This is a genomic window from Levilactobacillus brevis ATCC 14869 = DSM 20054, from assembly GCF_001433855.1.
Classification (GTDB): domain Bacteria; phylum Bacillota; class Bacilli; order Lactobacillales; family Lactobacillaceae; genus Levilactobacillus; species Levilactobacillus brevis.
The window spans coordinates 474,378-500,337 of sequence record NZ_AZCP01000001.1; the positions used below are offsets into that span (position 1 = coordinate 474,378).

27 protein-coding genes are annotated in these 25,960 nt (G+C 44.9%); 11 read left to right on the forward strand and 16 right to left on the reverse strand.

The genetic code is table 11. From position 1 onward, the window contains the following. Positions 1–229: 229 nt before the first annotated feature. The 5 genes from FC61_RS02495 to FC61_RS02515 all read right to left on the reverse strand — a co-directional run bounded on the left by FC61_RS02495 (position 230) and on the right by FC61_RS02515 (position 4,034). Positions 230–433: a helix-turn-helix domain-containing protein gene (locus FC61_RS02495; protein WP_011667621.1), complete on the reverse strand. Its 204-nt coding sequence runs from the start codon at positions 431–433 to the stop codon at positions 230–232. 19 nt (positions 434–452) lie between these two features. Further along, the gene (locus FC61_RS02500; protein WP_024525292.1) at positions 453–1,028 is read right to left on the reverse strand and encodes a DUF2975 domain-containing protein; all 576 of its coding nucleotides are present in this window, start codon (positions 1,026–1,028) and stop codon (positions 453–455) included. A 172-nt stretch (positions 1,029–1,200) separates the two neighbouring features. Beyond that, the gene (glpK, locus tag FC61_RS02505) at positions 1,201–2,703 is read right to left on the reverse strand and encodes a glycerol kinase GlpK (RefSeq protein WP_024525293.1); all 1,503 of its coding nucleotides are present in this window, start codon (positions 2,701–2,703) and stop codon (positions 1,201–1,203) included. A 175-nt stretch (positions 2,704–2,878) separates the two neighbouring features. Next, entirely contained in the window at positions 2,879–3,067 is a 189-nt protein-coding gene (locus FC61_RS02510; protein ID WP_011667624.1) for a 2-hydroxymuconate tautomerase, read from the reverse strand. Positions 3,068–3,149: 82 nt separating this feature from the next. After that, the gene (locus FC61_RS02515) at positions 3,150–4,034 is read right to left on the reverse strand and encodes a YitT family protein (protein ID WP_011667625.1); all 885 of its coding nucleotides are present in this window, start codon (positions 4,032–4,034) and stop codon (positions 3,150–3,152) included. A gap of 279 nt (positions 4,035–4,313) precedes the next feature. Here FC61_RS02515 and FC61_RS02520 point away from each other — a divergent pair, with 279 nt between their 5' ends. The 3 genes from FC61_RS02520 (at position 4,314) to FC61_RS02530 (ending at position 8,272) form a co-directional block, all read left to right on the forward strand. Next, positions 4,314–5,729 carry a C69 family dipeptidase gene (locus FC61_RS02520; protein WP_035464982.1) on the forward strand — a complete coding sequence of 472 codons (1,416 nt, stop codon included), beginning with the start codon at positions 4,314–4,316 and terminating at the stop codon, positions 5,727–5,729. A gap of 45 nt (positions 5,730–5,774) precedes the next feature. Next, entirely contained in the window at positions 5,775–7,283 is a 1,509-nt protein-coding gene (gene yjeM, locus FC61_RS02525) for a glutamate/gamma-aminobutyrate family transporter YjeM (RefSeq protein WP_035464981.1), read from the forward strand. 164 nt (positions 7,284–7,447) lie between these two features. Further along, positions 7,448–8,272 (forward strand): helix-turn-helix domain-containing protein, encoded by an 825-nt coding sequence (locus tag FC61_RS02530; RefSeq protein ID WP_035464980.1) that lies wholly within the window; start codon positions 7,448–7,450, stop codon positions 8,270–8,272. An 84-nt stretch (positions 8,273–8,356) separates the two neighbouring features. Here FC61_RS02530 and FC61_RS02535 read toward each other — a convergent pair whose 3' ends face one another. Next, positions 8,357–8,953, reverse strand: coding sequence for a TetR/AcrR family transcriptional regulator (locus tag FC61_RS02535; protein ID WP_052471878.1), 597 nt, complete (start codon positions 8,951–8,953; stop codon positions 8,357–8,359). Positions 8,954–9,084: 131 nt separating this feature from the next. On the opposite strand from FC61_RS02535, the gene FC61_RS02540 reads away from it, so the two are divergent. The 3 genes from FC61_RS02540 to FC61_RS02550 all read left to right on the forward strand — a co-directional run bounded on the left by FC61_RS02540 (position 9,085) and on the right by FC61_RS02550 (position 11,598). Continuing rightward, positions 9,085–10,347 carry an NAD(P)/FAD-dependent oxidoreductase gene (locus tag FC61_RS02540; RefSeq protein ID WP_021742616.1) on the forward strand — a complete coding sequence of 421 codons (1,263 nt, stop codon included), beginning with the start codon at positions 9,085–9,087 and terminating at the stop codon, positions 10,345–10,347. 78 nt (positions 10,348–10,425) lie between these two features. Continuing rightward, on the forward strand, positions 10,426–10,848 hold the full coding sequence (locus tag FC61_RS02545) for an SRPBCC family protein (protein WP_021742615.1): 423 nt from the start codon (positions 10,426–10,428) through the stop codon (positions 10,846–10,848). Between the two features lie 204 nt (positions 10,849–11,052). Beyond that, the gene (locus FC61_RS02550; protein WP_021742614.1) at positions 11,053–11,598 is read left to right on the forward strand and encodes a GNAT family N-acetyltransferase; all 546 of its coding nucleotides are present in this window, start codon (positions 11,053–11,055) and stop codon (positions 11,596–11,598) included. A gap of 93 nt (positions 11,599–11,691) precedes the next feature. Here the strand turns inward: FC61_RS02550 and FC61_RS02555 are convergent, their stop codons facing one another. The 4 genes from FC61_RS02555 to FC61_RS02570 all read right to left on the reverse strand — a co-directional run bounded on the left by FC61_RS02555 (position 11,692) and on the right by FC61_RS02570 (position 15,889). Next, positions 11,692–13,158 (reverse strand): catalase, encoded by a 1,467-nt coding sequence (locus FC61_RS02555; protein ID WP_021742613.1) that lies wholly within the window; start codon positions 13,156–13,158, stop codon positions 11,692–11,694. Between the two features lie 365 nt (positions 13,159–13,523). Further along, a complete protein-coding gene (locus FC61_RS02560) occupies positions 13,524–14,009 on the reverse strand; it encodes a GNAT family N-acetyltransferase (protein WP_035464979.1) in 486 nt (161 codons plus the stop codon). 88 nt (positions 14,010–14,097) lie between these two features. Next, positions 14,098–14,748: a nitroreductase gene (locus tag FC61_RS02565; RefSeq protein ID WP_021742611.1), complete on the reverse strand. Its 651-nt coding sequence runs from the start codon at positions 14,746–14,748 to the stop codon at positions 14,098–14,100. Between the two features lie 133 nt (positions 14,749–14,881). Then, complete coding sequence (locus FC61_RS02570; RefSeq protein WP_021742610.1) at positions 14,882–15,889, reverse strand: aldo/keto reductase; 1,008 nt, start codon at positions 15,887–15,889, stop codon at positions 14,882–14,884. 136 nt (positions 15,890–16,025) lie between these two features. Between FC61_RS02570 and FC61_RS02575 the strand changes: the two genes are divergently transcribed. Further along, the gene (locus FC61_RS02575) at positions 16,026–16,364 is read left to right on the forward strand and encodes a MerR family transcriptional regulator (RefSeq protein WP_021742609.1); all 339 of its coding nucleotides are present in this window, start codon (positions 16,026–16,028) and stop codon (positions 16,362–16,364) included. 82 nt (positions 16,365–16,446) lie between these two features. Here the strand turns inward: FC61_RS02575 and FC61_RS02580 are convergent, their stop codons facing one another. Next, complete coding sequence (locus tag FC61_RS02580) at positions 16,447–17,343, reverse strand: LysR family transcriptional regulator (RefSeq protein WP_021742608.1); 897 nt, start codon at positions 17,341–17,343, stop codon at positions 16,447–16,449. Between the two features lie 118 nt (positions 17,344–17,461). On the opposite strand from FC61_RS02580, the gene FC61_RS02585 reads away from it, so the two are divergent. Further along, entirely contained in the window at positions 17,462–18,550 is a 1,089-nt protein-coding gene (locus FC61_RS02585; protein WP_035464977.1) for an NAD(P)-dependent alcohol dehydrogenase, read from the forward strand. Between the two features lie 99 nt (positions 18,551–18,649). Here FC61_RS02585 and FC61_RS02590 read toward each other — a convergent pair whose 3' ends face one another. Continuing rightward, positions 18,650–19,003 carry an MmcQ/YjbR family DNA-binding protein gene (locus FC61_RS02590; RefSeq protein WP_021742606.1) on the reverse strand — a complete coding sequence of 118 codons (354 nt, stop codon included), beginning with the start codon at positions 19,001–19,003 and terminating at the stop codon, positions 18,650–18,652. Between the two features lie 12 nt (positions 19,004–19,015). Beyond that, positions 19,016–19,606 carry a DJ-1/PfpI family protein gene (locus FC61_RS02595; RefSeq protein WP_021742605.1) on the reverse strand — a complete coding sequence of 197 codons (591 nt, stop codon included), beginning with the start codon at positions 19,604–19,606 and terminating at the stop codon, positions 19,016–19,018. Between the two features lie 460 nt (positions 19,607–20,066). On the opposite strand from FC61_RS02595, the gene FC61_RS12600 reads away from it, so the two are divergent. The 3 genes from FC61_RS12600 to FC61_RS02605 all read left to right on the forward strand — a co-directional run bounded on the left by FC61_RS12600 (position 20,067) and on the right by FC61_RS02605 (position 21,824). Then, a complete protein-coding gene (locus FC61_RS12600; protein ID WP_139961388.1) occupies positions 20,067–20,141 on the forward strand; it encodes a zinc ribbon domain-containing protein in 75 nt (24 codons plus the stop codon). A 112-nt stretch (positions 20,142–20,253) separates the two neighbouring features. Continuing rightward, positions 20,254–20,484, forward strand: a complete 231-nt coding sequence (locus tag FC61_RS02600; RefSeq protein WP_021742604.1) for a hypothetical protein — start codon at positions 20,254–20,256, stop codon at positions 20,482–20,484. Between the two features lie 377 nt (positions 20,485–20,861). Beyond that, entirely contained in the window at positions 20,862–21,824 is a 963-nt protein-coding gene (locus FC61_RS02605) for a CAP domain-containing protein (RefSeq protein WP_233995618.1), read from the forward strand. Between the two features lie 101 nt (positions 21,825–21,925). On the opposite strand, the gene FC61_RS02610 is transcribed toward FC61_RS02605, so the two are convergent. From FC61_RS02610 to FC61_RS02620, 3 genes are all read right to left on the reverse strand, one after another. Further along, complete coding sequence (locus FC61_RS02610) at positions 21,926–23,710, reverse strand: VaFE repeat-containing surface-anchored protein (RefSeq protein WP_021742601.1); 1,785 nt, start codon at positions 23,708–23,710, stop codon at positions 21,926–21,928. Positions 23,711–24,017: 307 nt separating this feature from the next. Then, entirely contained in the window at positions 24,018–24,329 is a 312-nt protein-coding gene (locus FC61_RS02615) for a type II toxin-antitoxin system HicB family antitoxin (RefSeq protein WP_021742599.1), read from the reverse strand. Between the two features lie 129 nt (positions 24,330–24,458). Beyond that, positions 24,459–25,898 (reverse strand): MDR family MFS transporter, encoded by a 1,440-nt coding sequence (locus FC61_RS02620; RefSeq protein ID WP_021742598.1) that lies wholly within the window; start codon positions 25,896–25,898, stop codon positions 24,459–24,461. Positions 25,899–25,960 lie beyond the last annotated feature (62 nt).

A 25,960-nucleotide genomic window follows, 5' to 3' on the forward strand; every position in this document is an offset into this window, starting at 1 on the left:
ATATATTGCTCACAATCATATTATATCATCAGCATTAATTAAGCAACATAACTAACGCTACCAGATACGCGAATCTGGGCGATTTTTACGCGTTGGCGAGCCCCCATCGAAAGAGAGTGGGACCTGGCTGACGAGATTAAGCCGGAACTAGTTGCCTTTTAGCGCACGTTTTGGTACCCAATACTCGGCAACGCAAAAGAGGTCGAGACTTTTGTCCCTGACCCCTCACTTACTCTTCAACGTATTGTAGAATATCACCTGGCTGACAATCCAGTGCCTGACAAATCTTCTCTAATGTACTGAACCGGATTGCCTTAGCCTTGCCCGTTTTCAAAATTGATAAATTGGCAGGTGTAATGCCGACCAACTGGGCCAATTCTTGGCTACTGATGTTATGTTCTGCCATCACAACGTTTAGCGTTAATTTAATCACACCGTCACCTTCCCATCATTCAAACGGTCAAGTCATTCTCAGCCTTGATGGCCATCGCATGCTGGTACGTCACATAGATGGCTCCCAAGGCAATCGCGACAAATAAATCATCGAAACAAGTCGGCCACGTTGCCGAAGCAACACCGTTGTTAATGCGGAAGAACCAACTACTAGACAGCTGGTTCCCACTAGCCATAAATACATCGGCTACCACCATCACCAATTGGGCCATCACCATTGTTTTTAACGAGCCAACATTCTCTGTAGAAAAATAGTGTTGTTGATCAATATTTTCCAAAATTTCCAATAACGCTCGCAAGAACTTAATACCAGCCCATACATTGATGGCAATCCCAATGGCCATCAAAATAGCATATGGCCAACTGGGAAAACTCTGCATCACGGCCGCAGAAATGACATGCCTTCCTGGCGTCAATAAAAAATCATCCCCGGTTAAAATACTATTAACGATACGGCCGGAAATTGCTTCGTATAGGTAATAAAACGGTACGATAAAGCAAAGATACATGAAGAACACTGCAATATTACCAAAAATCATAATCGCGTTTAGTCCCGCACTCAACCACTTTGACATGATTAGCATCTCCCTTTTACTCATTTTCGATAATAGCATATCGATAAACGATAATCAATAATTGTTTCTCAATAATTTTAACGTTTAACTAACCATAGCATTTATATCCCATGCCTATTTTCTGAGGGCACAAAAAAAGCCGGCCAACGCCGACTTTTTGCTATCTGCTCCATTATTCTTGATGGAAAGCTTGCGTTGCCTTAATGGCTGCCTGCCAACCGCTATAACATTTTTGCCGTTTATCTTCCGCCATCAGTGGCGTAAATTCTTCACCCGTTTGATGCATATCACGAATAGCTGCTAAGTTAGGCCAGAAACCAACCGCTAAGCCAGCCAAGTAGGCAGCACCAAGCGCAGTTGTTTCATTAATTGCTGCCCGTTTGATTGGGGTATTTAAAATATCCGCTTGAAACTGCATTAAGAAATCGTTATTCGACGCGCCACCATCTACACTTAACGATTGTAGATTCAAACCGGCCTCTTGGACCATCGTGTCCACAACGTCTCGAGTTTGATAAGCGATAGCTTCGACCGTCGCCCGCACGAATTGTTCGCGCGTGGTTCCCCGCGTCAAACCAAATACAGCCCCGCGAGTTTCTTGATTCCAGTAAGGGGCACCCAGACCTGTAAAGGCCGGCACAACATAAACATCACCCGCCGTTTGCGCATCCACCGCCATTTTTTCGGACTCGCTAGCGTGATCGAAGAACCGCATCCCATCACGCAGCCACTGAACCGCAGATCCCGCTACGAAGATGGACCCTTCTAGCGCATACGTGACCTTGCCATTGATCCCGTAGGCAATCGTGGTTAGCAAGCCATTGTGTGAAAGCGTAGGTTCTTCCCCCGTATTCATCACGATGAAGGCCCCAGTTCCGTAAGTGTTTTTGATCATTCCTTTGTCAAAGGCCGTTTGCCCAAATAAGGCGGCCTGTTGGTCCCCAGCAATCCCCGCAATGGGTACTTGGACACCGCTAAAGGTATAGCCAGCGGTATAGCCATAAATTTCAGAGGACGACCGAACTTCTGGTAACATTGCTGCTGGGATATTTAACCAATCTAGGATTTCGTGATCCCACGTCAAATCATGAATATTATACAACATGGTCCGACTCGCATTAGTGTAATCCGTCGCATGCACGCGACCGCCCGTTAATTTCCACAAAATCCACGTATCAATCGTTCCAAATAACAGTTCACCCCGTTCAGCCCGCTCCTGCGCGCCATCGACGTGATCCAAAATCCAGCGAATCTTCGTCGCCGAGAAATAGGAATCAATAACTAATCCCGTTTTTTCATGGATGGCTTCTTGATAGCCATCTGCTTTTAGTTGATCGGCAATTTCGTTAGTTTGCTTAGACTGCCACACAACTGCATGGTAGATTGGCTCGCCTGTCCGTTTATCCCAAATAATCGTTGTTTCCCGCTGATTCGTAATCCCAATTCCCCGGACCTTATACGGTTGAACATCAGAATCAATTAGGGCATCAGAAATGACTGATTGGACTGCGTTCCAAATTTCATTGGCGTCATGTTCGACCCAACCGGGCTTGGGGAAGTATTGATGAAACTCCCGCTGTGCCTGTCCCGCGATTTGGCCGTGCCGGTCGAATAAAATAGCCCGGGTACTCGTCGTCCCTTCGTCAATTGCCATCATGTATTGTTGATCATTCATTGTTCGACTCTCCATTCATTCGTTGTTAGCAACGGCCTTATTTTGCCGTGATGTCGCACATGCTTCTAGTATACCGAAAAGTCACGGCTACGCCAATTACTTTTCCAAATGAAACCGCCACCAAGCTGAATTTGTCGGCGTTGGTGGCGGTTTATAAGTTTTCACAAATGTTTTTTTACTTTTCGTCGCTCTTTAAAACGCCGGCCACGCCGTAACGGTTAGGTTGCATTTCACGTAAAATAACGTGGACGTGTTCAGCAGGAGCCCCCGTGTTTTTAGTCACAGCGGTCGTCACGTCTTGAACTAAAGCCTTGAGTTGGTCTTGTGAACGACCAGCAATTAAGTCGATGTTTACGATTGGCATTGAGTTTCGTTCCCTTCTCTTCTTAGATACCCATCATTATACCGGTTCTGGTAGCTCGGAGCAATTTTATTATAACCACTCGTTATTTTTGATGCTGCCGTAATTTTAATTGGGCCGTTTCATCATAAAAATTCCCTTCGATGTCGACCGTGTTCACTAAGTTAACAAACGCATGGGGATCAACGTCTTTAACCGCATGTTCCAATTCGTACAGCTCATAACGAGAAATCACGGTCATCAACACGGCACTTTCTTTACGGGTGTAGGCCCCAAACGATGGCATCACAGTGATGCCTCGAATTAAACGTTGATTCAACTCGGCAATAACGGCATCTTGCTGAGTTGTCACAATAAACGCTGTCAGTTTTTGATGCCGCGTGTGAATGCTATCAACTACCCGTGACATGGCATAAATCGAAATAATCGTATACAGTGCACTTTCCCAGCCAAAGAGAAATCCTGCCACAATCACAATACCAAAATTAATGATCATCATCAGCGTCCCAATTGTCCGCCCGGTCGTCTTCTCCAAAACCACGGCAACAATATCCATACCACCAGTGGAAAACCCATTCTTCAACGGATAAGCCACGCCGACACCCGTTAAGATACCACCAAACAGTGCCGCTAATAACGAGTTGTTGGAAATATTTGAGACGGGCACCACAATGGCTAACACCGAAGTCAAAACCGCGACCATAATTGAATAGACTGTGAAGCCACGGCCAACCTTGAACCATCCCAATAATCCAATTGGAATGTTAAACAGCAAAATAAACCACCCAGTACTCACATGAATACCGCCCATTTGTAGCAAAGTTGCGATAATTTGTGAGACCCCGTTAATCCCGGCACTGAAAATCTTACCCGGTACCAGAAATTCATTTAGCGCAATGGCCGTAATCAATGCCGAGCCAATCATAATTAAAAGGTGTTTGCCCACCTCACGGCGACTCTTTTCTAACATAATTCTCATTATTCGCCCCTTCCACAGGATAGTCGTTTTCATTATTTAACCACATCCCCTAGCACTTGACCAGTGAAACTATGCGTCTGGTTGGGCCACTTGGAAAACCTAGACGGCGATTTACCCGGTACTTCGGTTTTCACACCGACTGTATAAATATTTGCTTTTATGAGAATAATAAACAAAATAATTAAAATGCCCCCGAAATTAAGCGACAATAATCTAATCATGCTAAAATAGGAATGTAATTTTATTCAAAATTTTGAAAGGAGCGCTCCCATGAATTATTCCGCTTGTACCAGTATCTTAGTTGGCCCGCAGGCAACAATGGACGGGTCCGTTTTGATCGGTCGTAATGAAGATGCTAAAGCCGCTTGGCCCAAGCATTTCATCGTACATCCCGCCACAACCGTTGCTACCCCACCACAGTTTGTCAGCACAGACAATGGCTTCACTATGCCACTGCCAACACAGGCCGCCAAATACACAGCCACACCTGAATGGACTGACAAGTACGGTCTATTCGAAGAGGACGGTATTAATGAATACGGTGTCGCCATGAGTGCCACTGAAAGCACCTATTCTAATGAACGCGTCTTGGGCGCTGATCCGCTAGTTAAGGACGGCCTGGGTGAAGAGGCTATGGTTACTGTCGTCTTACCCTACGTGAAGACGGCCCGAGAAGGTGTTGCACGACTCGGTCAACTGATCGAACAATACGGAACAAATGAATCTAATGGGATTTTGTTTGCTGACCAACAAGAAGCCTGGTACCTAGAGACCGGTGCTGGTCATTACTGGGTAGCTCAACGTATCCCAGCTAACGCCTATGCAGTCGTAGCTAACCAGATGGCTATCCAGGCCGTCGATTTTGCCGATGCGGATAACTTCATGTTTGCTAAAAATCTGCAAGCATTTGTGACCGATAATCACTTGAATCCCCATCCAGACCGTTTTATTTGGCGTGAAATCTTTGGGACCCAAGATCAATCCGATTTGTACTACAATACCCCACGGGTTTGGTACGGTCAGAAACGCTTCACACCCCAAGTCTCACAGGAACCGCAATCATTTGATTTGCCTTTTATTCAATACGCCGATCGACTCTTGTCGGTTGATGACGCCCAGCAATACCTGAGTAGCCACTTTGAGGAGACACCTTACGATCCTGTGGGATCAGGGACCGCTGAACAAAAACATCGCTTCCGACCCGTTAGTCTCGCCAAAACGCAAGAATCGCACGTCTTACAGCTGCGACCAAATATGACTCCCGGCTTGGCCGGCATTCAGTGGTTGGCCATGGGCGTCGGTGCCCAAAGTGTTTACGTGCCCTTCTACGCTGGCATCGATAGTACTCCGTCAGCCTATCACTTGGGCACCGAAACTTACGATTCAAAGTCTGCCTACTGGACTTACAAGTTAGTGAGTGTGTTGCTAGATGCCCACTACCACACCGCTTTGCCTACAGTCAGTGAGACGCAAAAGGCCTTGCGAATTGCCTTCAAACAGGCAGTCCAAGAAACGGACCGTGGGGCACAGACTCTCAGTGGCACTGAACTTAGTCGCTACCTGACCCAACGCTCTAACGAAGTCGCTGAACTGGGATTGAAGCGTTATCGCGAGCTAGCTGCAACGTTAATTACACAAGCGACCGATCTTGGGCCGTTGAACTATCACCAAGATTTAAACTTATAATCGAAGCTGAGACAATCCTCACTTCAAATGGGAGATAATTTAAACATGGAAAAGCAAAAAAAGATTGGCGTCTTTAGTCTGATCTTAATGATCTTTTCGTCAATTTATGGTTTTGCCAACACAACTGTGGCCTTTGATCAAATGGGCTACGCTAGTATCATTTGGTACATCTTAGCTGCATTACTGTTCTTCTTACCGAGTGCACTAATGCTAGCCGAATACGGTTCCGCCTTCAAGGAAGCCAAGGGGGGAATCTACTCGTGGCTGGCTGGATCAATTGGAGAAAAATGGGCCTTTATCGGCACATTTATCTGGTTATCCTCTTGGATTATTTGGATGTTATCCACGGCGACTAAAGTCTGGATCCCCTTATCAACGTTAATTTCCGGGAGTGATCAAACGCAAACGTGGTCATTTCTAGGATTGTCCTCCACGCAAACAGTGGGGCTCCTCGGGATTATCTGGATTCTAGCGGTTACCTTCTTCGCCTCTCGGGGGGTTAAGTCAATCGCCCGTATCTCCTCTATCGGCGGCATGTTCGTGATGTTTCTCACCGCTCTCTTCTTTGTTGCTAGCATCGTCATTCTTTTCTTAAATGGTGGTCAGCTAGCTGAGCCGATCGATGGCTTTCACAGTTTTGCCGCCTCACCAAATCCCCAATTCTCATCACCAATGGCCCTCGTTTCTTTCATTACTTATGCGGTCTTTGCCTACGCCGGTATGGAATCAATGGGTGGGATTACGGATAGTATGGATAAGCCTGAAAAGACGTTCCCCCGTGGCTTAATTATCTCCACCATCGCCATTACCATTATGTACTCGCTATCTATCTTCCTCTGGGGGATCAGTACTAACTGGACGGCTGTGCTTGGTAAGAATCAAGTCAACTTGGGAAACATTACTTACGTCTTGATGAACAACCTAGGCCTTGAATTGGGTAAAGCGATGGGCTTATCTGGGGCAACAGCCATCACATTAGGCCATCTATTAGCTCGTTTGACTGGATTAAGTATGTTTATGGCTTACTTAGGGTCCTTCTTTGTCCTTATCTACTCACCACTGAAATCATTTATCTTAGGATCATCGCCTAAGCTATGGCCTAAGAAGATGACTAAGCTCAATAAAGCCGGCATGCCGGCTTTCTCCATGTGGATTCAAGCAATTGTAGTGGCTGTCTTCATCTTCCTAGTCGCCTTTGGGGGCTCCGCAGCTAATCAATTTTACTTGATTCTAACGGACATGGGGAATGTCTCCACCTCCTTCCCTTACCTCTTCTTGATTGGTGCCTTTCCTTTCTTTAAACGCCGTCAAGATTTGGAACGACCATTTGTTATTTTTAAGAGTCGTTTCTGGACAGATGCCATCGTCACGGTCGTGATGATTGTCTTAATCGGAGGGATTGGCTTTACTTGTCTCCAACCCATTATGGAGCATGATTATATGACGGCTTTCTGGACCATCATCGGTCCAATCTTCTTCGGGGCTGTCGCTTGGATCTTCTATCGTGGCGCACAAAAGCGTTCTACTTCAGTCGACTCAGCTAACGAAAACTAAATCAATTTATCTTTCAAGAGTCCGGGACAGCAGTTCCGGACTCTTTGTATTTTTAAATATCGGGAACTGAAACGGCGGCGTTGTTTACCAGGGGGAAGTCATTCTATGGTCATATCGTGCTAACCTTTGCTATTATTGAGACTAAACGAGAGGAGCTGAGGAGAATGCCTTCACAATTAGGGATTACCCTAAAACAAGTCCGATTGCAGCAACACCTATCACAAGCTACCGTGGCAACCGGCATTTGCGCCCAGTCCATGCTATCGGCCATTGAAAACGGCAAATACACCCCTAACGCGACTCTGTTAATGCGCCTGTGTCAGCGGCTGAAAATTAGCCTTGACCAATTAAGTCTCGCTGAGAATTTTACCATCAGTGATCTTGAGCAGATAAACGACCGACTCGCCAAATTATGTGATCACCATCGTTATACCGATCTACGAGAATTCTTACTGACCGACGCCGTTCAAGCACGCTTGACAACAAATGTCCAACTTGCAGCCTATTACTATTATCTAGGCATCACCGATTTTCAACTCGGTCACCTAACCGATGCACAGCAGCAATTTCAGCTCGCCCTCGCCAGTGCCCCAGCACAACACCGGACCACCCTTAGTCGGTTATGTTGGATGTCCTTGGCGCTGATTCATGCGAGTCGCCAACAGGCTAACGCCAGTGAGGAAGCCATGACACAGGCAGTCACGCAACTCAAAACGGCCCCCTATGAAGCTAACTTAAACAGTCTCTTCTACTTAGCGGCGGTTAGCCACTTAAAGTTAAACCAACTAACGATCGCAGCTCAGTGGCTCGAACGGGGAATTGACTTTGCGACTGACCATGACTCACATTACATGCTAGCCAATGATTATCATTTACTGGCGGTTATTGCCAGTCGAAGCGAACAAATAGACCAGCAACGGACCGCCCAAGCAACTGAACACGTCCTAACCACTTTGTTTCACGAGTCCATTTACGATCGACTAGACTAAGACGTTCAACTTAAAAAGCGACTGCAGAATTCTGACAATTCCGCAGTCGCTTTTTAAGTAATGAACCGTAACATCTTATACCATTTATCGACCTAATTGCTGCATGGCCGGTAAGATGAGATCATCTACCAATCGTGTGATTTCAATTTCTCCAGGGATTGCCCCACCGATCATTGTCACATACCGAATCTGATTAAACATGGCCAATAACGTAGCCTGGGGTGGCGTGCGTAAAAGCTCATGACGGCGTCTGGCGTTTTCTACGACTTGCTGCATTAAGGCCAGATTAGCCGTTGTTGATAACGATAAGATTTTAGCTAATTGCCGTTGATCCTGCTCATCAACAGCTAAGCTAAAGAGTTGCCGAAAGTATTGGGAAACACCCGCCGTTGCCGCTTGTGCAAATGACGTTCCCACATAAATTAAATCTGCTCGTAGGCTGCCCTGATCGATATGTTCCAGTTGCATCGACTGTGGATCTTGCTGCCGATAATGAGTCAGAGTCGCCAATACCAAGTCAAACGGCGACTCCCAATAACGGTACAAGACCGTTCGACTTGTGTGGGCGGCCTTCGCCACTTGACTAAAGGTCAACGCTGTCCCATTATTCGTGGCCAATAATTGATACGTCACTTGATAAATGGCCGTTTCTAATTCATCACCCCGTCGTCGTGTTCCCATAAGCATCCCTCCAAGATACAGTATAAGCGAAGTTGTGCTTTAAATAAATAAGAAACACCATGAACCCTATTGATTCACTAAGATACGAGGCGTATCTTGTACTCATCACTTAATTAAAGGAAGTCCTCTTCATGAAACTTTTAGTTGTCGGATCATCACACGGCGGCCGGGCTGCAATAACCGCTGCCCTTGCCCAAGACGCAACCATTGAAATCGATCTTATCGAAGCCGGACCCGTAACAACGGTCTATCCAACACAGGTCAAGGTTCACGCCAATACGCGTGCCATTCAGTTATTAGCCACTCAACATCAGTTACTGATTTCCCATGCTGGCCAGAAACAACGTCTCTCTTACGATAAATTGATTCTGGCTCCTGGCGCTCAGGCAACAATCCCGGCCGTTCTCAGTACGACCAGCCAAAATGTCTTGCCTATGCGAACTCGAGCACAAATCAATCACTTAAAGGCCGCAGCAACGGACGCGACCATCCATCACGTCATCGTCATTGGTGGTGGCTATATTGGCGTAGGTGCTGCCGATCTATTCAGTCAGCATGGTAAACAGGTGACTTTAATCGAACACGGTCCCCAATTGCTCGGGTCTTACCTAGACAATGACTTCTCGATGCCAATTCAACAGGCCTTACAACAGCAAGGCGTAACCGTGCACGTTAACGAGCTGGTTACTGGGCTAACTGGTGCACCGGACGTGACAGGCGTGACCACTAATCAGACAACCTTATCGGCCGATTTGGTAGTCGTGGCTACCGGAACTACCCCTAACACGGACTGGCTAAAAGGCACCCTCGATTGTCTACCCAATGGTCTCATTAAAACTGATGCTTATTTGCAGACCAGCGCGACTGACGTATTCGCTGTTGGGGATGCAATTGCCGTCACTTATTTGCCTCAGCATCAGTCACGAAGTATTGCTTTAGCCAGCAACGCCCAACGGCAAGGTGAACTGGCTGCTTTGAATTTACAGACGCCGGTTTTACCTTATACCGGTGTCGTTGGAACATCACAGTGGCAAGCCGGCCATCTGCAATTCGGTGTAACGGGACTGACGGACACAGCAGCACAACGAGCAAACATTTCCCATACAAGCGTCACCCTTACGCAGGACCAACGGCAATCACCCAACCCTGCTATCCCTACAAAACACGTTCAGCTCAGACTCACCTACGATCCACAAACTAAACAGCTCCTGGGCGCCCAAGTTCTAGCAGATGGCAATATTGACGAACTAATCAACCTATTGGCACTAGCATTGCAAGCCCAGCAAACACTCGCGGATTTAGCCGTCGCCGATTTTTATATGTCACCAGGTAAAAATGATCTCCCCCATCTGATAAATGCCGCCGCTATGACCGCCTACCGTCAGGAAAAATAACACTTATCAGGATACTGATTTTCTTCGTGCGTTTCAGTCAGCTAGAATGACCTCATCATCTAAAGGAGGTAACCGCTTATGACTGACCAAAAACTTTTTACCAATACCGTTCTCATCCCTGCTGATGCTACTCGGGTTCATGCCACACTGACTAACCCACAAAATCTACTGAAATGGGTACCAGAAATCACGGCCGTTGACCCCGAAACCAATGTATTTGTCATCACCCGAACCCGGGCGGCCATTAATCAACATGAAGTCCTGACCGTCACTAGTAACGCGACCACTGTCACTTATACGAGCCGTGAGGGCCGCTTGCCTTATCAACTTGTCTTCACAATCGTTGGTCAAGCCAGTCAAACCCTGCTGCAGGAAACCTTGTTCGTGCCCCGTAATACTGGCCTACCCTTGACATTACTGTCACCAATCGCTAAACACGCGTTGAAACAAAACCTAGAAATGCTCGCCATACTGTTGCGCCGACCAGCCATGCCAGACTAACTAATAGCGGATTGACAGACAATTAAAATGACCCGAGATTATCAATTTGGCAATCTCGGGTCATTTTTGTGCGACTGCGCGCGTCAACTGATAGTTAACTTGTCAAAACCTCCCGATATGCTATATTAGATATACACGCTTAATCATAAATTCATTTTCTCATTAAATGTTCATTTTATAACCACTTGAATCGAGCTGAATTCTATGGAAAATCTACATCTAACTGACCATCTGGCGCTAGTTGCTCCTATTTCACCGCTAGCAGCGGACCTGTATGCGCTAATTGCCGCCGACAGAGTCAATTTAAGTCGCTGGTTACCTTGGGCCAACACCATGCATGAGGTCGCCGATGAAGCGGCATTTCTTACCTACGCGCAAGGGCAAATAGCAGCTCATCAGCTGTGGCTAGCTATCATCACCGTCAACGGGAAGCCGGCCGGCATGATTGACTTGCACGACAAAAAGGATGGTCATGCTGATGTCGGTTACTGGTTGGGACGCCCGTATCAGGGACATGGTTACATCAGTCAAAGTCTCCAAGCACTGGAAAAGTTAGCTTTCAACGATTGGCAACTAAACAAGCTTCAGATTCTCACGGTTCCTGACAATATCGCCAGCCAAGCTGTGGCTAAAAGTAATCATTACCACCGCGACGCTCGACTGCCCAAACATATCCCCACGTTAGCTGGTAACTATCAAGACGCTATTATCTTTTCCAAATTACGTCAAGACTGGTTAACACAAATTTAGTCCGCAGCCACTAAAATAAACCGGTATTTCAGCACTTAACTGAAAATACCGGTTTATTTTTAATGACTGACCTAATCAGCCCAGTTATCTGATCTAGTGCGTTGTATCAAATGGGTAGTCCTTAATTTCATCTAATTTTAGGCCCAGCCCTTTGGCAACTGCCAACCCATAATCATGATCTGCTTCATAGAACTGAGCCGTCTCTAATCGCTTAACGTCATGGCTCTTAACTTGTCCCAGGTTCATGACAATGGTTTCAATTAACCGTTGTCGTTCATCGGCTGGTAACAAACGGTAAAGTTTTCCAGCGGCCCGACCATAATCTGTTTGATAGGCATAGTTACCGGCCTTTCCAGAAACAGTGTATGGTGTCAGCCGACCAGCAGGGTCTTCTTGCGGGCCACCCTGACCATTCGGTTCATAGTTAACTTGATCCCCGTGATTATCCGTTTGCATGAACCCATCGCGCTCATAATTATTCGGATGGTTAAGTGGTCGATTAGCTGGCAACTGCTCGTAGTTAACCCCTAACCGATAGCGTGCTGCATCCTTATAAGCAAACAGCCGACCCTGCAATAACTTATCGGGGGAAGGTTCAATTCCGGGTACCAAATTAGCCGGTGAAAAGGCAGCTTCCTCAACACCTTCAAAGTAATTATCAGGATTTTTATTTAGTGTGAACTCACCAATCTCAATCAACGGATAATCTTTTTGAGAAACGACTTGCGTCACATCAAAAATGTCAGCTGGATAATCGAGACCTGCCTGTTCAGGAATCACCTGTACACAAACTTTCCAGGTTGGAAAATCGCCGGCTTCAATCGCGTGATATAAATCAGCTTGCAGGTAATCGGGGTTCTCTCCGGCTAGACGCTGAGCGACGTCGTTGGATAAGTTCTGAATGCCTTGGGCCGTCCGGAAATGATACTTCACCCAAAAGACTTCACCCGCTTCATTCACCCATTTGAATGTGTGAGACCCATAACCATGCATCTTACGGTAGGAAGCCGGAATCCCCCGATCACTCATCAGAATCGTGACTTGGTGAACCGATTCGGGTGAGTGGGCCCAGAAGTCCCATTGCATATCTTGTGAACGCTCGTGTGTTCGTGGATCACGCTTTTGTGAATGAATAAAATCTGGAAACTTCAATGGGTCATTGACAAAGAATACCGGTGTATTGTTTCCCACGATGTCGTAATTCCCATCATCTGTGTAAAACCGGAGTGCAAACCCCCGGACATCTCTAACTGTATCTGCTGAACCCATTTCTCCGGCCACTTGAGAAAAGCGAATCCGCATGGGAACTGATTTCCCCATCTCAGTAAAAATATTGGCTTTGGTATATTGATGCATATCTTTAGTTAGTCGAAAAGTACCTTCCGCACCGGCACCTTTGGCATGAACCACCCGTTCTGGAATCCGTTCGCGGTTAAAGTGCGCCAACTTTTCCAATAAATTATAATCTTGTATGAGAACAGGCCCGCGTTGTCCGGCCGTTAGAGAGTGTTCATTATCTCCCCACGGTTGGCCCGCTGAGTTTTTTAAATCTTCACGCATTAGAAATTCCCCCTAAAGTGATTTTGGTACAAACCTAGTTTATTCATTTGGTAAATCCATGTAAACAAAAGACACCTTGTGAACTTATACCAGGGTGCTATTAATCACTCTATCGCTTATTTGCTAGGGGTTAACTGATACTTACTTCAATAAACAAACTAACTAGCATTAATCTTTTCTCCCCACTAACTAGTAATAGCCGTCAACTTGCTTTAATCAAGTTAACGGCCATTACTAGTTTTCACGTACAATGCTGAACACTCTATGCGGTAAGCTATCAGCTAATCAAGCACCCACTTACGGCCACTTGACATTTTCATTTTAACACTTCATACAAATGACGGGCTATTAAATTAAGCCCTAAATCAATATAGCGGTTTAACCAAATTAAACCAAACTTCACCAGCATGAGTTGAGTTAGCAACACCATGATTTTCAAATCCATTTTTAAGGTAAAAAAGCACGTTTCGTTCTAAGCTAGTTAAAGACAACGTTTCACGGTGAGCATTTTGTGCCCGTTCCTGCAATGCCACTAATAACCTACTTCCAAGGCCATGTCCTCGATACGCAGGATCAATGGCAATGGTATAGATTAGCTGGTGTCCACCCGTCGGTAAGTTTGTCGGCGTATGCTCGAACATCCAATCGGCCACGTACGGTTCTTGTGTAGCTGCTCCGACGACAAATCCCACTAACTTATGCTTTTCCTTTGCAACTAAGAAGGTACCAGCTAACCGAGCCAATCGATCTTGATATTGTTCAGCAGTTCCCGCTTCTTCAGCCGTAAAACCTAACTGTTCGATTCGTAGGATTTCAGGTAAATCTGCCAATGTTGCATCCGTAATTTTCATCTTGCTCACACTCTCAATCGTCTTAAAATTCTTACACGATTTTAGCATAGCCAATCGCATTATCTGGTTACCATTCTAACATTCAGAGTTAGTGCTGGATATGCAAAATTTGTTGTGTGGCAACGCGATCCGTTCGAAACTGATTGAGCACTTTATCAGGCTTTTCATAGCCCAAGGCAATTCCCATAGCAATCGTTCGATCCGTTGGGACGGCTAATTCCTGACGCAAAATATCAGGATATTTAACCAATTCGTACGACGAAAGTGATTGCACACCCCGTGCGGTTGCCGCCAGAGATAGTGTTTGGGAGAAGGCCCCTAGATCATAAATCGACCAACTATTTGGATTCTGTCCCAAAACCAAGTAGGCAATTGCCGGTGCCCGGTACAAGTTTTCTCGACTATCCCAGTAGGTTGTCTGGTCAGCTTCGATGATTGGCCGAAACGTCCCGACCCAATGCCCCATATTTTGATTAGCCATAGTAGAAAAGTCGCCACGATGGGCCTTGGCTAAATCGGCCGCCTCGGTAACCCCAGCTTGAGCGGCAGCTGCATACCGAGACTTAATCTGTTCTAAGGATTTCCCTGTCGCAATGTAAACCTCCCACGGTTGAGAGTTCCCCCACGATGGCGTGCGTTGGGCATCCGTCACAATAGCTGTCAAGTTTTGATCGTCAATTGCTTTATCATCAAAGGCACGAGTTGCATGCCGGTCTTTAATCGCTTCTAATACATCCATTTGTTATCAGCTCCTTAAACGCTGATATCTACACTTAGCTTTCATCAGCATAGAATCATTATAAAAGATAGCTCTATCTTTTTCAAGGGCTAATTTTAAAAACGACTAGTCTTTCGATTAAACCATCTCGGAACTACTTTTTCTGGTCAATCAAAATCGTCCCGGCCGCTGGGTTATGGTCAAGAGCCCCGACAATTGGGTGTGGCCTGTATAAGTCTTCCAAGTAATCAATGTCGGCTGTGGTTAGTTTCACCGATAATGCGGCAACTGCTTCGTCTAAATGGCTAGTCTTGGTTGAACCGACAATCGGTGCGGCGACGCCCTTAGCCCACTGCCAGGCCAAGGCAATCTGCGTCATCGACACCTGATACTTGTGGGCTAATTCAGCGACTCGCGCCACGATCCGCTGGTCTTCCGTTTCAGTACGATCGTATTTTCCCATAGCTACCCGATCCGTTTGACTGCGCAAGGTATCCACTTGCCAAGCAGAATGGCTAAGATGACCAGCCGCTAGTGGGCTGTAAGGCATCAACGAGACCCCCTGCTGTTGACAAATCGGAATCAATTCTCGCTCATCTTCTCGGTACAATAAATTATAATGATTCTCCATCGTCTGAAATTGCGCCCAACCGCGATCCTTAGCAACCTGTTGCATATTGTTGAACTGATACCCGTACATAGCTGACGCGCCAATAGCCCGAACTTTTCCGGCCGTCACCAGTTCATTCAAAGCCGCCATGGTTTCCTCAATTGGGGTGTCATAATCAAAGCGATGGATGATATACAAGTCCAAATAATCAGTTCCCAAACGCTTCAGCGTGCCATCAATTTCATGGTGAATAGCTTTAGCCGACAATCGTCCGGGATTGAAATAAACTTTAGAGGCCAAGACTACTTGATCCCGAGCAACTCGTTGCGCCTTGAGTGCCCGACCCAAATACGTTTCACTAGTTCCAGCCGAATAGCCATTGGCCGTGTCAAAAAAATTAATGCCTAAGGACAACGCATGGCCAATGACCCGTTCACTAGCCGGATAATCTAACGTCCAATCATGCATCGTGCCCGGCTGACCGAAACTCATCGCGCCAACGCAAATCTTAGACGCCATAATCTCTGTGTGCCCTAACTTCGTGTATTGCATAGATGTCTGTGTCATTTTATCCTCCTAGAATCATTATCAGTTCTCAACTATCTAGCTGATTTACCCGTTGTTGAAAACCTTACCACTTAAAGTATACTTTAAGTCAAGAAGGTGATCATTTTTAAAAATCGAAACTGTGGCTCAGCGTTACCACATCTCAACATCGGCCATTCGTTACTACGAACAACAGGGACTTATCGGCCCCATTAACCGCATCAACGGTATCCGGGACTTCAACACTACTGATTTGGAAAGAATGGACTTCATTCTCTGCGTCAAACAATGTGGAATGACGATCAAGCAAATGAAGCAGTTCATCGCTACCTACGAACAAGGTGATAGTACGCTGCGTGAACGCTTGGCTATTCTCCAGGCCCAGTTAAGCACATCGGAAGAACAACGCACAACACTAACCCGATCCATTAACCATCTAAAACAAAAGATTGGCGATATTCGCATTCGTCTTGCTGAGTAAACTAAAAATAACAGCGTACCCATGATTGAGGTACGCTGTTATTTATTATATTCAGCAATCTATGATTGTTGTTCCAGCCTGCTTAAAATTGATGATTGTCGAAATACCGTTGAATCTGTTTAATCAATGGCTGGTGATTATTGTGGTGATAAATGAGTTTAAATTCAGAATGGGCAGTCGTCACACCATCCAACGATAGATAAGTAATGTGGTCATACGGTGTTGCCATATATTTAATAAGTTCAGTCGGATAAAAAGAGATCGCTTTTCCCATGCCCACCAGCAGCTGCATTTGTTCATAAGAATTCACTCGACGAGCGCTAAATGTGTCGGCGAACTGACCAATACTACTCTTGAAAACCTCTTCTAAGTAGGTCGACTCCTCACTGCTGTAGTAAATCACCGGGAATTTAGCTAAATAATCTGCCGGCGAATCGGTTTGATCGGTTATTAAATCAGGGCTGATCCCCAGTGTCATATGATCCGTTACCAACGTGACACTATCCAAATTGGTTTGATCGATCTTCGCATTAAACAACGGATTGTCAATAATGACTGCACAATCTATTTTCTTTAAGAGCACATCTGAAATTAGATGTTCAATACCCGCCTCTTCAATTAAAAAGTTCGTTGTTGTTGGCAAGTCCAATAAGGCCATTCGTAACAACGCCCCTTCGAATGGTGAGAAATAACCCACACTAAATTGCTCTTTAGCTTGTTGCGTGATTTGCTGAACTTCATAAGTTGTCATGCGCATCGTATTCAGTAATTCCGTAGCCCGCGTTAAAAAATGCTTTCCAGCAGCTGTTAAGTTAATCTTATTTTTTTGCCGATCAAATAAGGTTGCCCCTATTTCAGTTTCTAACGCGCTTATTCGTTTTGACACTGCACGCTGCGACATTAAATTTAACTCGGCTGTTTTTTGAAAACTACCAAGTTGTACGGTTTCTACGAATAAGATTAATTGTCGTTCCTCCATATTTACCTCCAGACGAACTTTTGGTTCGGGTCCCGATTGATTTTAACAGAATACAGATCAGATTGCCATGACTATACTGTAATTGTGAATATTATATCAAGACAGGGTGGTTATGTTTATGCAAATCAAAACAGCTTTTTCTGACGGTACTAGTGGACAACTTAAAATTATTGATGCAACGTTAGACGAGCCAAAAGCTAATGAGGTACTCATCAAAATGGTGGCTACTGGTGTCTGCCACACAGATACTGCTGGACGTGATGGTCTTACAACCCCACTACCAGTCTCCTTGGGTCACGAAGGTGCCGGTATTGTTGAACAGGTCGGTTCTAGCGTCATGGATTTACAACCGGGTGACCATGTTGTTTTATCTTTTGCATACTGTGGTCGCTGTCAGCATTGTTTAACGGGTCACCCAGGTATGTGTGAGCATTTTAACGAACTTAACTTTGCTGGACACAACTTTGACGGTAGCCACCGAATCCACACTTTAGACGGTCAACCTATTTCTACATTTTTTGGTCAATCCTCATTCTCAACTCATGCGGTGGTTGACCAACACAACGTGATCAAGGTTGACCCAACGGTTGACTTACGTCTTCTAGGACCACTTGGTTGTGGTATTCAAACTGGAGCCGGAACCGTTTTAAATTATCTTCAACCGAAATTTGGTGAGTCACTGGTTATTTTTGGTACGGGTGCTGTCGGACTCTCCGCTATCATGGCGGCTAAAATTACGGGGGCTAATCACATTATTGCCATTGATATTTTTGATAATCGACTAGCCCTAGCCAAAGAACTAGGGGCTACCGAAGTCATCAATAGTCATCAGGCCGATGTCGAAGCGACACTTAAAGAAATTTTACCAACGGGGGCCGACTATACCATTGATACAACGGGTGTATCGCCAGTTGTCATGAATGCTCTGCATGCGTTAAAACCAGGTGGCGAATGCGCTGTCGTTGGAATGGGTCGTGACTTAACATTTAATCTCATGAATGACCTGATGGCTGAAGGTAAGAAAATCTCGGGCGTTATCGAAGGCGATGCCATTCCCCAACTGTTTATCCCTAAGTTGGTCGATTATTATAAAAAAGGCCGCTTCCCGTTTGATAAGCTAATTAAATTTTATGACTTTGACCAGATCAATGATGGCTTTGCAGCTTCAAAAGATGGTTCTGTTTTAAAGCCCGTAGTCACGTTCTAGTCTAAAATGAATCGGCTCAAAAAGTCGAGTCTCCGCAACGTTTTCCATCGTGGAGACCCGACTTTTATTTGTCATCATTAGGTACCGCCACAGTACCTATTACCCACTGACCAACGTGTAACTGTGTTCTAGCAATCGGTAACTTTCTTCTGTACTAATCTGGTCCAACCGTGCGCTAACCCAATGGCTCTTATTCATGTGGTACGCTGGCAAAAAAGCTGGATCAGCTTGTAACGACTCAACCGCTTCTGGCTCTAACTTGATAACCATAATCGGTACGGATTGCTCTGTCAGTAACCCTAACTTGTCAGCTGAAACATCCATTAAGATTGCAAACCATTTATGGTTTTGGGGCTGTCTTAAGATCGCATAGCTCGGATACTTGGACCATAAGTACTCCGGCTGGATGCCGTATTGATCTTCAACATGTTGAAAAATTACTGTTCGCTCCATAATCTGTCTCCTTTACGGTTTGAACGGATCACCGTATTGCCGCGTATACTCGTAATAGCCCAGTTGCTGCAAGTCTAAAGCCTGTTTTGCCGCTGTAGTTAGTTGTCCACTGGCCTTCAGGACGGCCGAGGTAAAGGCTAATGCCGCCGTGCCATTAGCAGTCACTAGTTGACGATCAACGACCACTTGCTGCGGTTCAAAATCAGTTGGATTTTGATATCTTGGAAATGATTGCCATAAAAACTGTGCATTTCCAGTATGATTATATCCCGTTAGTAAACCGTTACGGGCCAAGTAATCAACTGCACCACAGATGGCTCCGACAATAACTTTTCGTTGAAGGCACTGCTGAACTAAAGCAGTTAACCTAGGATCGTCATGTTGCCAAGCGTTACCGCCAATGAGTACCAACAGCGTCATCTCAGGTTTAAGCTCACTAATCTGGTAGTCCACTAGTGTTGTCCAACCACCAATTGAAGTAACCTCTGACTGATTAGATGCTGTCTTAACTACCCAGTCGGCCATTTGGTTCAGTTGACTGGATAGGTAAGCCCCTTCCCAGTCGGCGTAATGATCCATCATGATAAATATTGCCTGTTTCATTAGCGATAACCCTCTCTCCAATTAACTTAAGTTCAGTATATAGAATGATGTAAGTAATGTAAAGAACGTCCGTTCGATTTGACTATGTCATTAGTAAGTACTGTCAATTTTGGCTTGGGTATTGCTGCAATACACTTACGAATTTTTGGACAATCGTCAAAAGTGGGATCGTCCGGCAACTCGTAACCAGTCTTACATCGAGTACACCGTCAATAAGGCATTGAGCTACGCTCTCGAAAATATAAAAGATTAGTCCCTGCGGGTGTCATTGGCACCCGTTTTGTTTTGCGAATACGGTCAGAAAGGAGTCGTAATATGTTTAACTTTTTAAAGTCTTTTGGAAACGCTATTATTGTTCTTAGTGCAATTGGTGCCTTTGAGGTCATTCGCTTCGTAATTACCGTAGTGACTACCATCGCCGGGCTATTTTAATAAGATTCTATGAAAGGAAGTGATTCAAATGGAATGTCCCTACTGCGGTCAACCCGTCAGTGCCTCAGACACGCAATGTCCCTATTGCCATCGCGATCTTTAGCATTCAGTAGCATGCACGTAAAATAGGTTTTGTAATCGCTGATACAAGATGATGGCCTACAAATTCTGTCGCGCCGTTATCCAAATTAATCTAAAATTGGAGGAATATTATTATGAATATTGAAGCAGCACATAACTCTGTCGTTCTTTGGGAAAACAAAACGGCTGATCTACAAGAACACATTGATGGATTTTGCACTATTCTTGAGTCTCACGATGATCCTGAGATCAAAGAAATGGTTCAACAAGCAATAAATGAAAAGGCACGCTACAACAAGGAACTACAGAAAGCCCAAAGCGACCTAGATGCTGCGATTGGTTCTATTTTGTCCAGTGTCCATTAGTCACGGCTACCTGCTTCAATTCCTCCCCTATCAGCGCTTACACAAACTATTTTATCTAAAGAGCATCAGCTTTCGGAACACCGTGTCTTCCGGAGCTGATGCTTTTATGTGTAAAATCATTTTATTTGCGAACGCCCTACGTGCCGTATTTTGCCCGTATTAGGCGTTTTAGGTGATTCATGGTTGATTATGCGTGTGTTTGCCTTTGCACCGTACCACACCCGTTATTTGTACACTGTGAGGGGAATAACTTCCGGTAACCTTCTCAACACTTAAAATAGTAACTATTTTAAGGATTTTTTAAAATTCAATTGTATTACTCGTATATATGTTGAATAATATAAGTGTATAAAACAATACGAAAAGGGGAATTCAAATTGTCTACAAAAGCGCAAAAGTTACTTTGCATAGCATTTAGTGCCTTAGTCGGCCTCAGCATCACAGCGGCTGTTCCAACTACATCACAGGCCGCAAAACGAAAACCTGGTAAGGTAGTCCGTACCATGAAGTACAAGACTATGAAGGTTAAAGCCAAGAAAGGTTATGTTTACACCAGTACCAAATTAACCAAACGTGGCGTTCATCTTACGAAGTACAAAAATAAAACAATGACCACTAAGAAGGCATACTTGATTAAGGTTCCCGGCAAACCAGCGGTTTGGTACGATCGTGTAAGCTCAAAGAATAAGAAACTTAACGGCTATGTCTACAACAATTACCTAAAGGTCATCAAGAAAACATCAACTAAAGGAAAAACGTCGACTAAGTCAACGAACAAGGTTCCGGTTGACCCAGATGCAAATGTGCCACTGAAAGACCTTTACAGTTATGGGACTAACAGTAAAAATAACACTACTCAGAAGCTCGGTCTCGACGGTGACCAGTCGTACTTTGATACCGATGTATTCTCAAAGTATCCTGCCAACCTAGACGAGTTTAAATCCATCTTTGTCGAACTGTTAAATCAAGAACGGCTGTCACGCGGGTTATCACCAGTATCTGTTGATTCTGACCTATCCAAGATTGCAGATAAACGAGCGCTAGATTCCCAGAAAATTAATGATCTCGTACATCTTGACAGTGCTGGAAACTCTATCGCTGCTGTTTATGCCAAAAAAGCTGGACTAAATGTACCACCATTTAGTGAGTGTTTAGGCTTTGTAGAAAACGCTCCGGCACGAATGGTAGCACGGGAGAGCCTGAGAGACTATATTTATCAAGATGCCGCATCAGATTGGGGTCACCGTAATATACTATTAAACCCTTCGTATACTCGTATTGGAGTTGGAATCACAACTGCAAAAAATAAAATGACGGTTAATGCTATTGAAATGTATTAGAAAATAGCTTTAAAAAAAGAACCCACATCGCTGTTGATGTAAAACAGCAATGTGGGTTCTTTTTTACTCACTAACGCAAGAGAGTATTTACTTAGAGGAGATTATTTCACGAAGCGGTAGATAAAGTTGTAGAACCAATTGTTACTTAACTTATCAGTCCCACCAGTTTGACCAAATGTTGGACGCGTAACACTTGGACGGACGTAAGTTGTTCCTTGAAGTGGTTGCCCTTGTGAGAACACTGAACGTGCTTGTGAAGGCAATTGACTAGGAACTTGTGTGGTCGTCGTTCCATTTTGACCAGGTTGAGTAGTTGTGTACTGTGATCCTGGCGTTGTGCTACTTCCAGTTGTTGGGTTACTGCCATTCGATAAACTACCACCGTTTGATGGGTTGCTACCATTCGTTGGATTACTCCCATTTGAAATGCTACCACCGTTGGATGGGTTATTAGCGTTATGGCTATCTAGGCTGCCGTCGTTTCCTTGTTTCTGACCATTTTGGTTATTAACCGTCAATCCACCTTGCGCATTATTATCTGTGGTTCCAGCGTTATGCGTAATTGAGATAGTTTGGCCCGTGTCAGAAGCATCCTTATGTTCGGCAACAACATTCCCATCGGCACTTTGTGCCGTTTCATAGGCTACCCATTTAGCTTGGTCGCCATCTGACAATGCCGCTAATGAGTTAAGAGACTGCAAATTGATATTGTACGCCGTTGTGTCGGTTTCGGCATCTGTATCATCAGTCCCTAGACCTAGACCAGCAACTCCTTGATAAGCACCAGTAACGCTTCCATCAGCTTGCTCATCATTAGTTTCGTCACGGTTAACAGCATCTGAGTTGTTATCACTGTCTTGTGCAGATGAAATTCCATCGTTCACAACACTATTGGTAACAAGACCAGCGCTATTCAGTACCGGGGTCATATAACGAGCATTCGGAGCACCATCAAATTCATTGAATTGAACGGTGGCCACACCATCAGAAGTCGTTGGCGTAAGCGACTTACGCCCAATCAAATACTGATTGTCAAGGATTACTGGTTGTTGGGTTCCAGCATCCATTTCAACGGCCGTTAATACCATCTTTTCACCCGGTGCAAAGTCAGTAAACGAAACTTTATCGACGATTGGTTCTTGAACATTTGAGCCATCGCCCTTCAAAACAAAGTTCTTTTTGTTGTTGACGGTTTGCATGGTATGAATTGCTGGATTGGTAACACGAACAGTCTGTTTCGTGTTATTCACATCAACCTCAGAAGTGATCTGGTCTTCCTTGGTTCCTTGCCCAGTAGACATATCTTCAAGCATAACCATCTTCTGACCACGAAGACCAGTTGTATCAATCAGATACTTCTTATCATGTGGGTTAATTGGCGTAGTGTCATAATCTGGCTTGACTGGGACTAACTTATTCTCAGAAAGACGCTTATTGGCGGCCGCCGTTCCGCTTAAATTAGTTGTGTAGCCAGTGTTAGCATGATTAGGATCTGAAGCATTGTCCCCAGTGTTCTGATCGACAGTGTTTTGATCGGAGTTCTGAATATCTTTAATCTTTGAGACCACGTTACTGAATGCAGCAACAATTTCAGCCTTATCAGTTGCTGACATTGGGTCTGACGCCTTAGCAACCACGTTATCTAAAGCTGTAGTGCTAAGGCTGTAACGAGCCGCAATCTTTTCAAGACTTGCAACAGCCTGCTTGATCTGTTCATCAGAATCGTTTGAACTGATTGATACTGAGATACTTGAACTATTATCATCACCAGTGGCGCTTGAACCGTTACCGGTATCAGTGTTGCCCCCGGTACTAGAGCCATCCCCAGTATTGAGACCACCTCTACATATATGCAGAATATGAGCTGATGGATCTTCTTGTTGCAAGCAAGATGAGGTCACCCCCACACCCGTGGGGAATACAACAGGTTCAGCATGACCTTTTGCTCATTACGAGGATCACCCCCACACCCGTGGGGAATACACTAAAGAAACGCCGCCACACCGGCATTTTAAAATTTCAAAACCGGCGTTTTTTATGAGTTTCGTCATGAGACTCATCTATATTTTATAGCATACCGCAGAATCCTAGCGACAGCAATCCGGTTCGTTATCCGACAACTCACTCTCATACATAATAAAAAGCCGATCCCTTTAACCGGGACCGGCTTTTTATGCTTTATTTCATCAATGACTAAGTCAATTGTAGGTCTGCTTGATCAGTTGGTACTGCGTGTTCGATGACTTGGTCTAAATCTACCGCGACAAACTGAATGAATGCCATGGGGTATTGATGCATCAACTCAGTGATGGTCGTCGCTGTTGGCAGTACCATCGGATGATGATGGAGCGTCTGACCGAGAACGGTTGTCGCGTTGACCAGACTCTCGCCTAGGGTTTGGCCGCTGGTCATAGCTTCTTCAATATCGGGGAAAGTTACGATATACCCACCAGCTTCATTATCATGGAACACGGCCGGGTACGTAACGATATTTGCTTTCGTCATTATATTTTGCACCTCTTATTCACATTCGATAGCCGCAATTGTACGCTATTTGGTCTAGACATGGCAATCGCTGGTTAGCCCAATTAATTAAGTTGGCGTGAATCAAACGATAAGCTAGATAATTGGAAATTATGCCTTTTTAGTAGAACGTTTTACCAAAAAGGCCATTAAAAATCCCAAGAAGCTCATGGCGGCAGTCACAATGAAGGCCGCTGTGTACCCATCTAAGTTCGCATTCATGATTAAATGGTGCAATAAAGTTGGTTGTTTAATATACAATCGTACGTTTGGCATATTTCCTTTGGTGACATTCGCCATGATTGAAACGACCAATGCCGTTCCAATTGAAGAAAAAATCTGTTTCACCGTATTATTAACGGCTGTTCCGTGCGCAATCAGCGACCGGTCTAGCGCGTTCATTCCCACAGTTGTGATCGGCATCAAGACCATCGAAACCCCTAACATCCGAACTGCATAAACCAAAATGATCCACCACAAGGCTGTATCACTTTGCAAAAAGCACAATGGCAACGTTCCTAAGGTTAAGCAGGCTAAGCCAATAATCGATAATTCGCGGCCACCAATCCGATCGACGATTCTCCCGGTAATGGGATTCATCAAAGCAATCACAATAGCCCCCGGTAACAATGTCAATCCTGATATTAATGCCGATTGTCCTCGTACAATTTGTAAATACATGGGTAGAACTAATTCAGCACCCGTCATTGCCGTATTAGCAATGGCTCCCAAAATTGTTGCCACTGTAAACTGCCCCTTGGCAAACACACGTAATTCCAAGAACGGTTCACTAATCGTCAGCTGGCGAACTGCAAATAAGGCCACAAAGATAACGCCAACGGCCAAGGCCGTAATCACAGTTGAATCAGTCCATCCATTTTGTCCAACTGTTGAAAAACCATAGAGCACCGAACCAAATCCAATACTCGATAAAATTAATGATAAAACATCCAAATGAGTCCGCCGATTTTCAATCACTGGCCGCATGAAGAAGAAACTCAGTAGAATAATCACGAACGCAATGGGAATCATAATCCCAAAAATATTACGCCATGACCCGTTATCAACTACAAATCCCGCTAAGGTCGGGCCAATTGCTGGGCCAACACCAACCGCAATGCCCACCAAGCCCATTGCTGAACCGCGCTGTTCTGGGGGGAAAATAGAAAACATAATTGTTTGTAGCAGTGGCATAGCCACTCCCACCCCGACCGCTTGAATCAACCGGCCACTAAGCAACATCGCAAATGAAGGAGCTGCCCAACAAAGTATCGTCCCACCGGCAAAAATTGTCATGGCGCTAATCCATAACCACTTACTGTTAAATTGAGTCGACAACCAAGCTGACAATGGAATCATAATCCCATTGACCAATAAGAAACCGGTTGTTAACCACTGCACTGTCGTGGCATTAATACTGAACGCCTTCATTAAATCTGGGAATGCTGTTGCCAAAACAGTTTGATTCAAAACGTTTAAGAAAGTACCAATTAATAGAATCGTCACCATCATGGCGCGATTATAAGGTTTATCTGTAATATCAGTTGTCATTATTTTCCTCCTTGTTCAAGATGCTATTATCACAGTCTGAGAGGATAAAGTCAATAACTAAG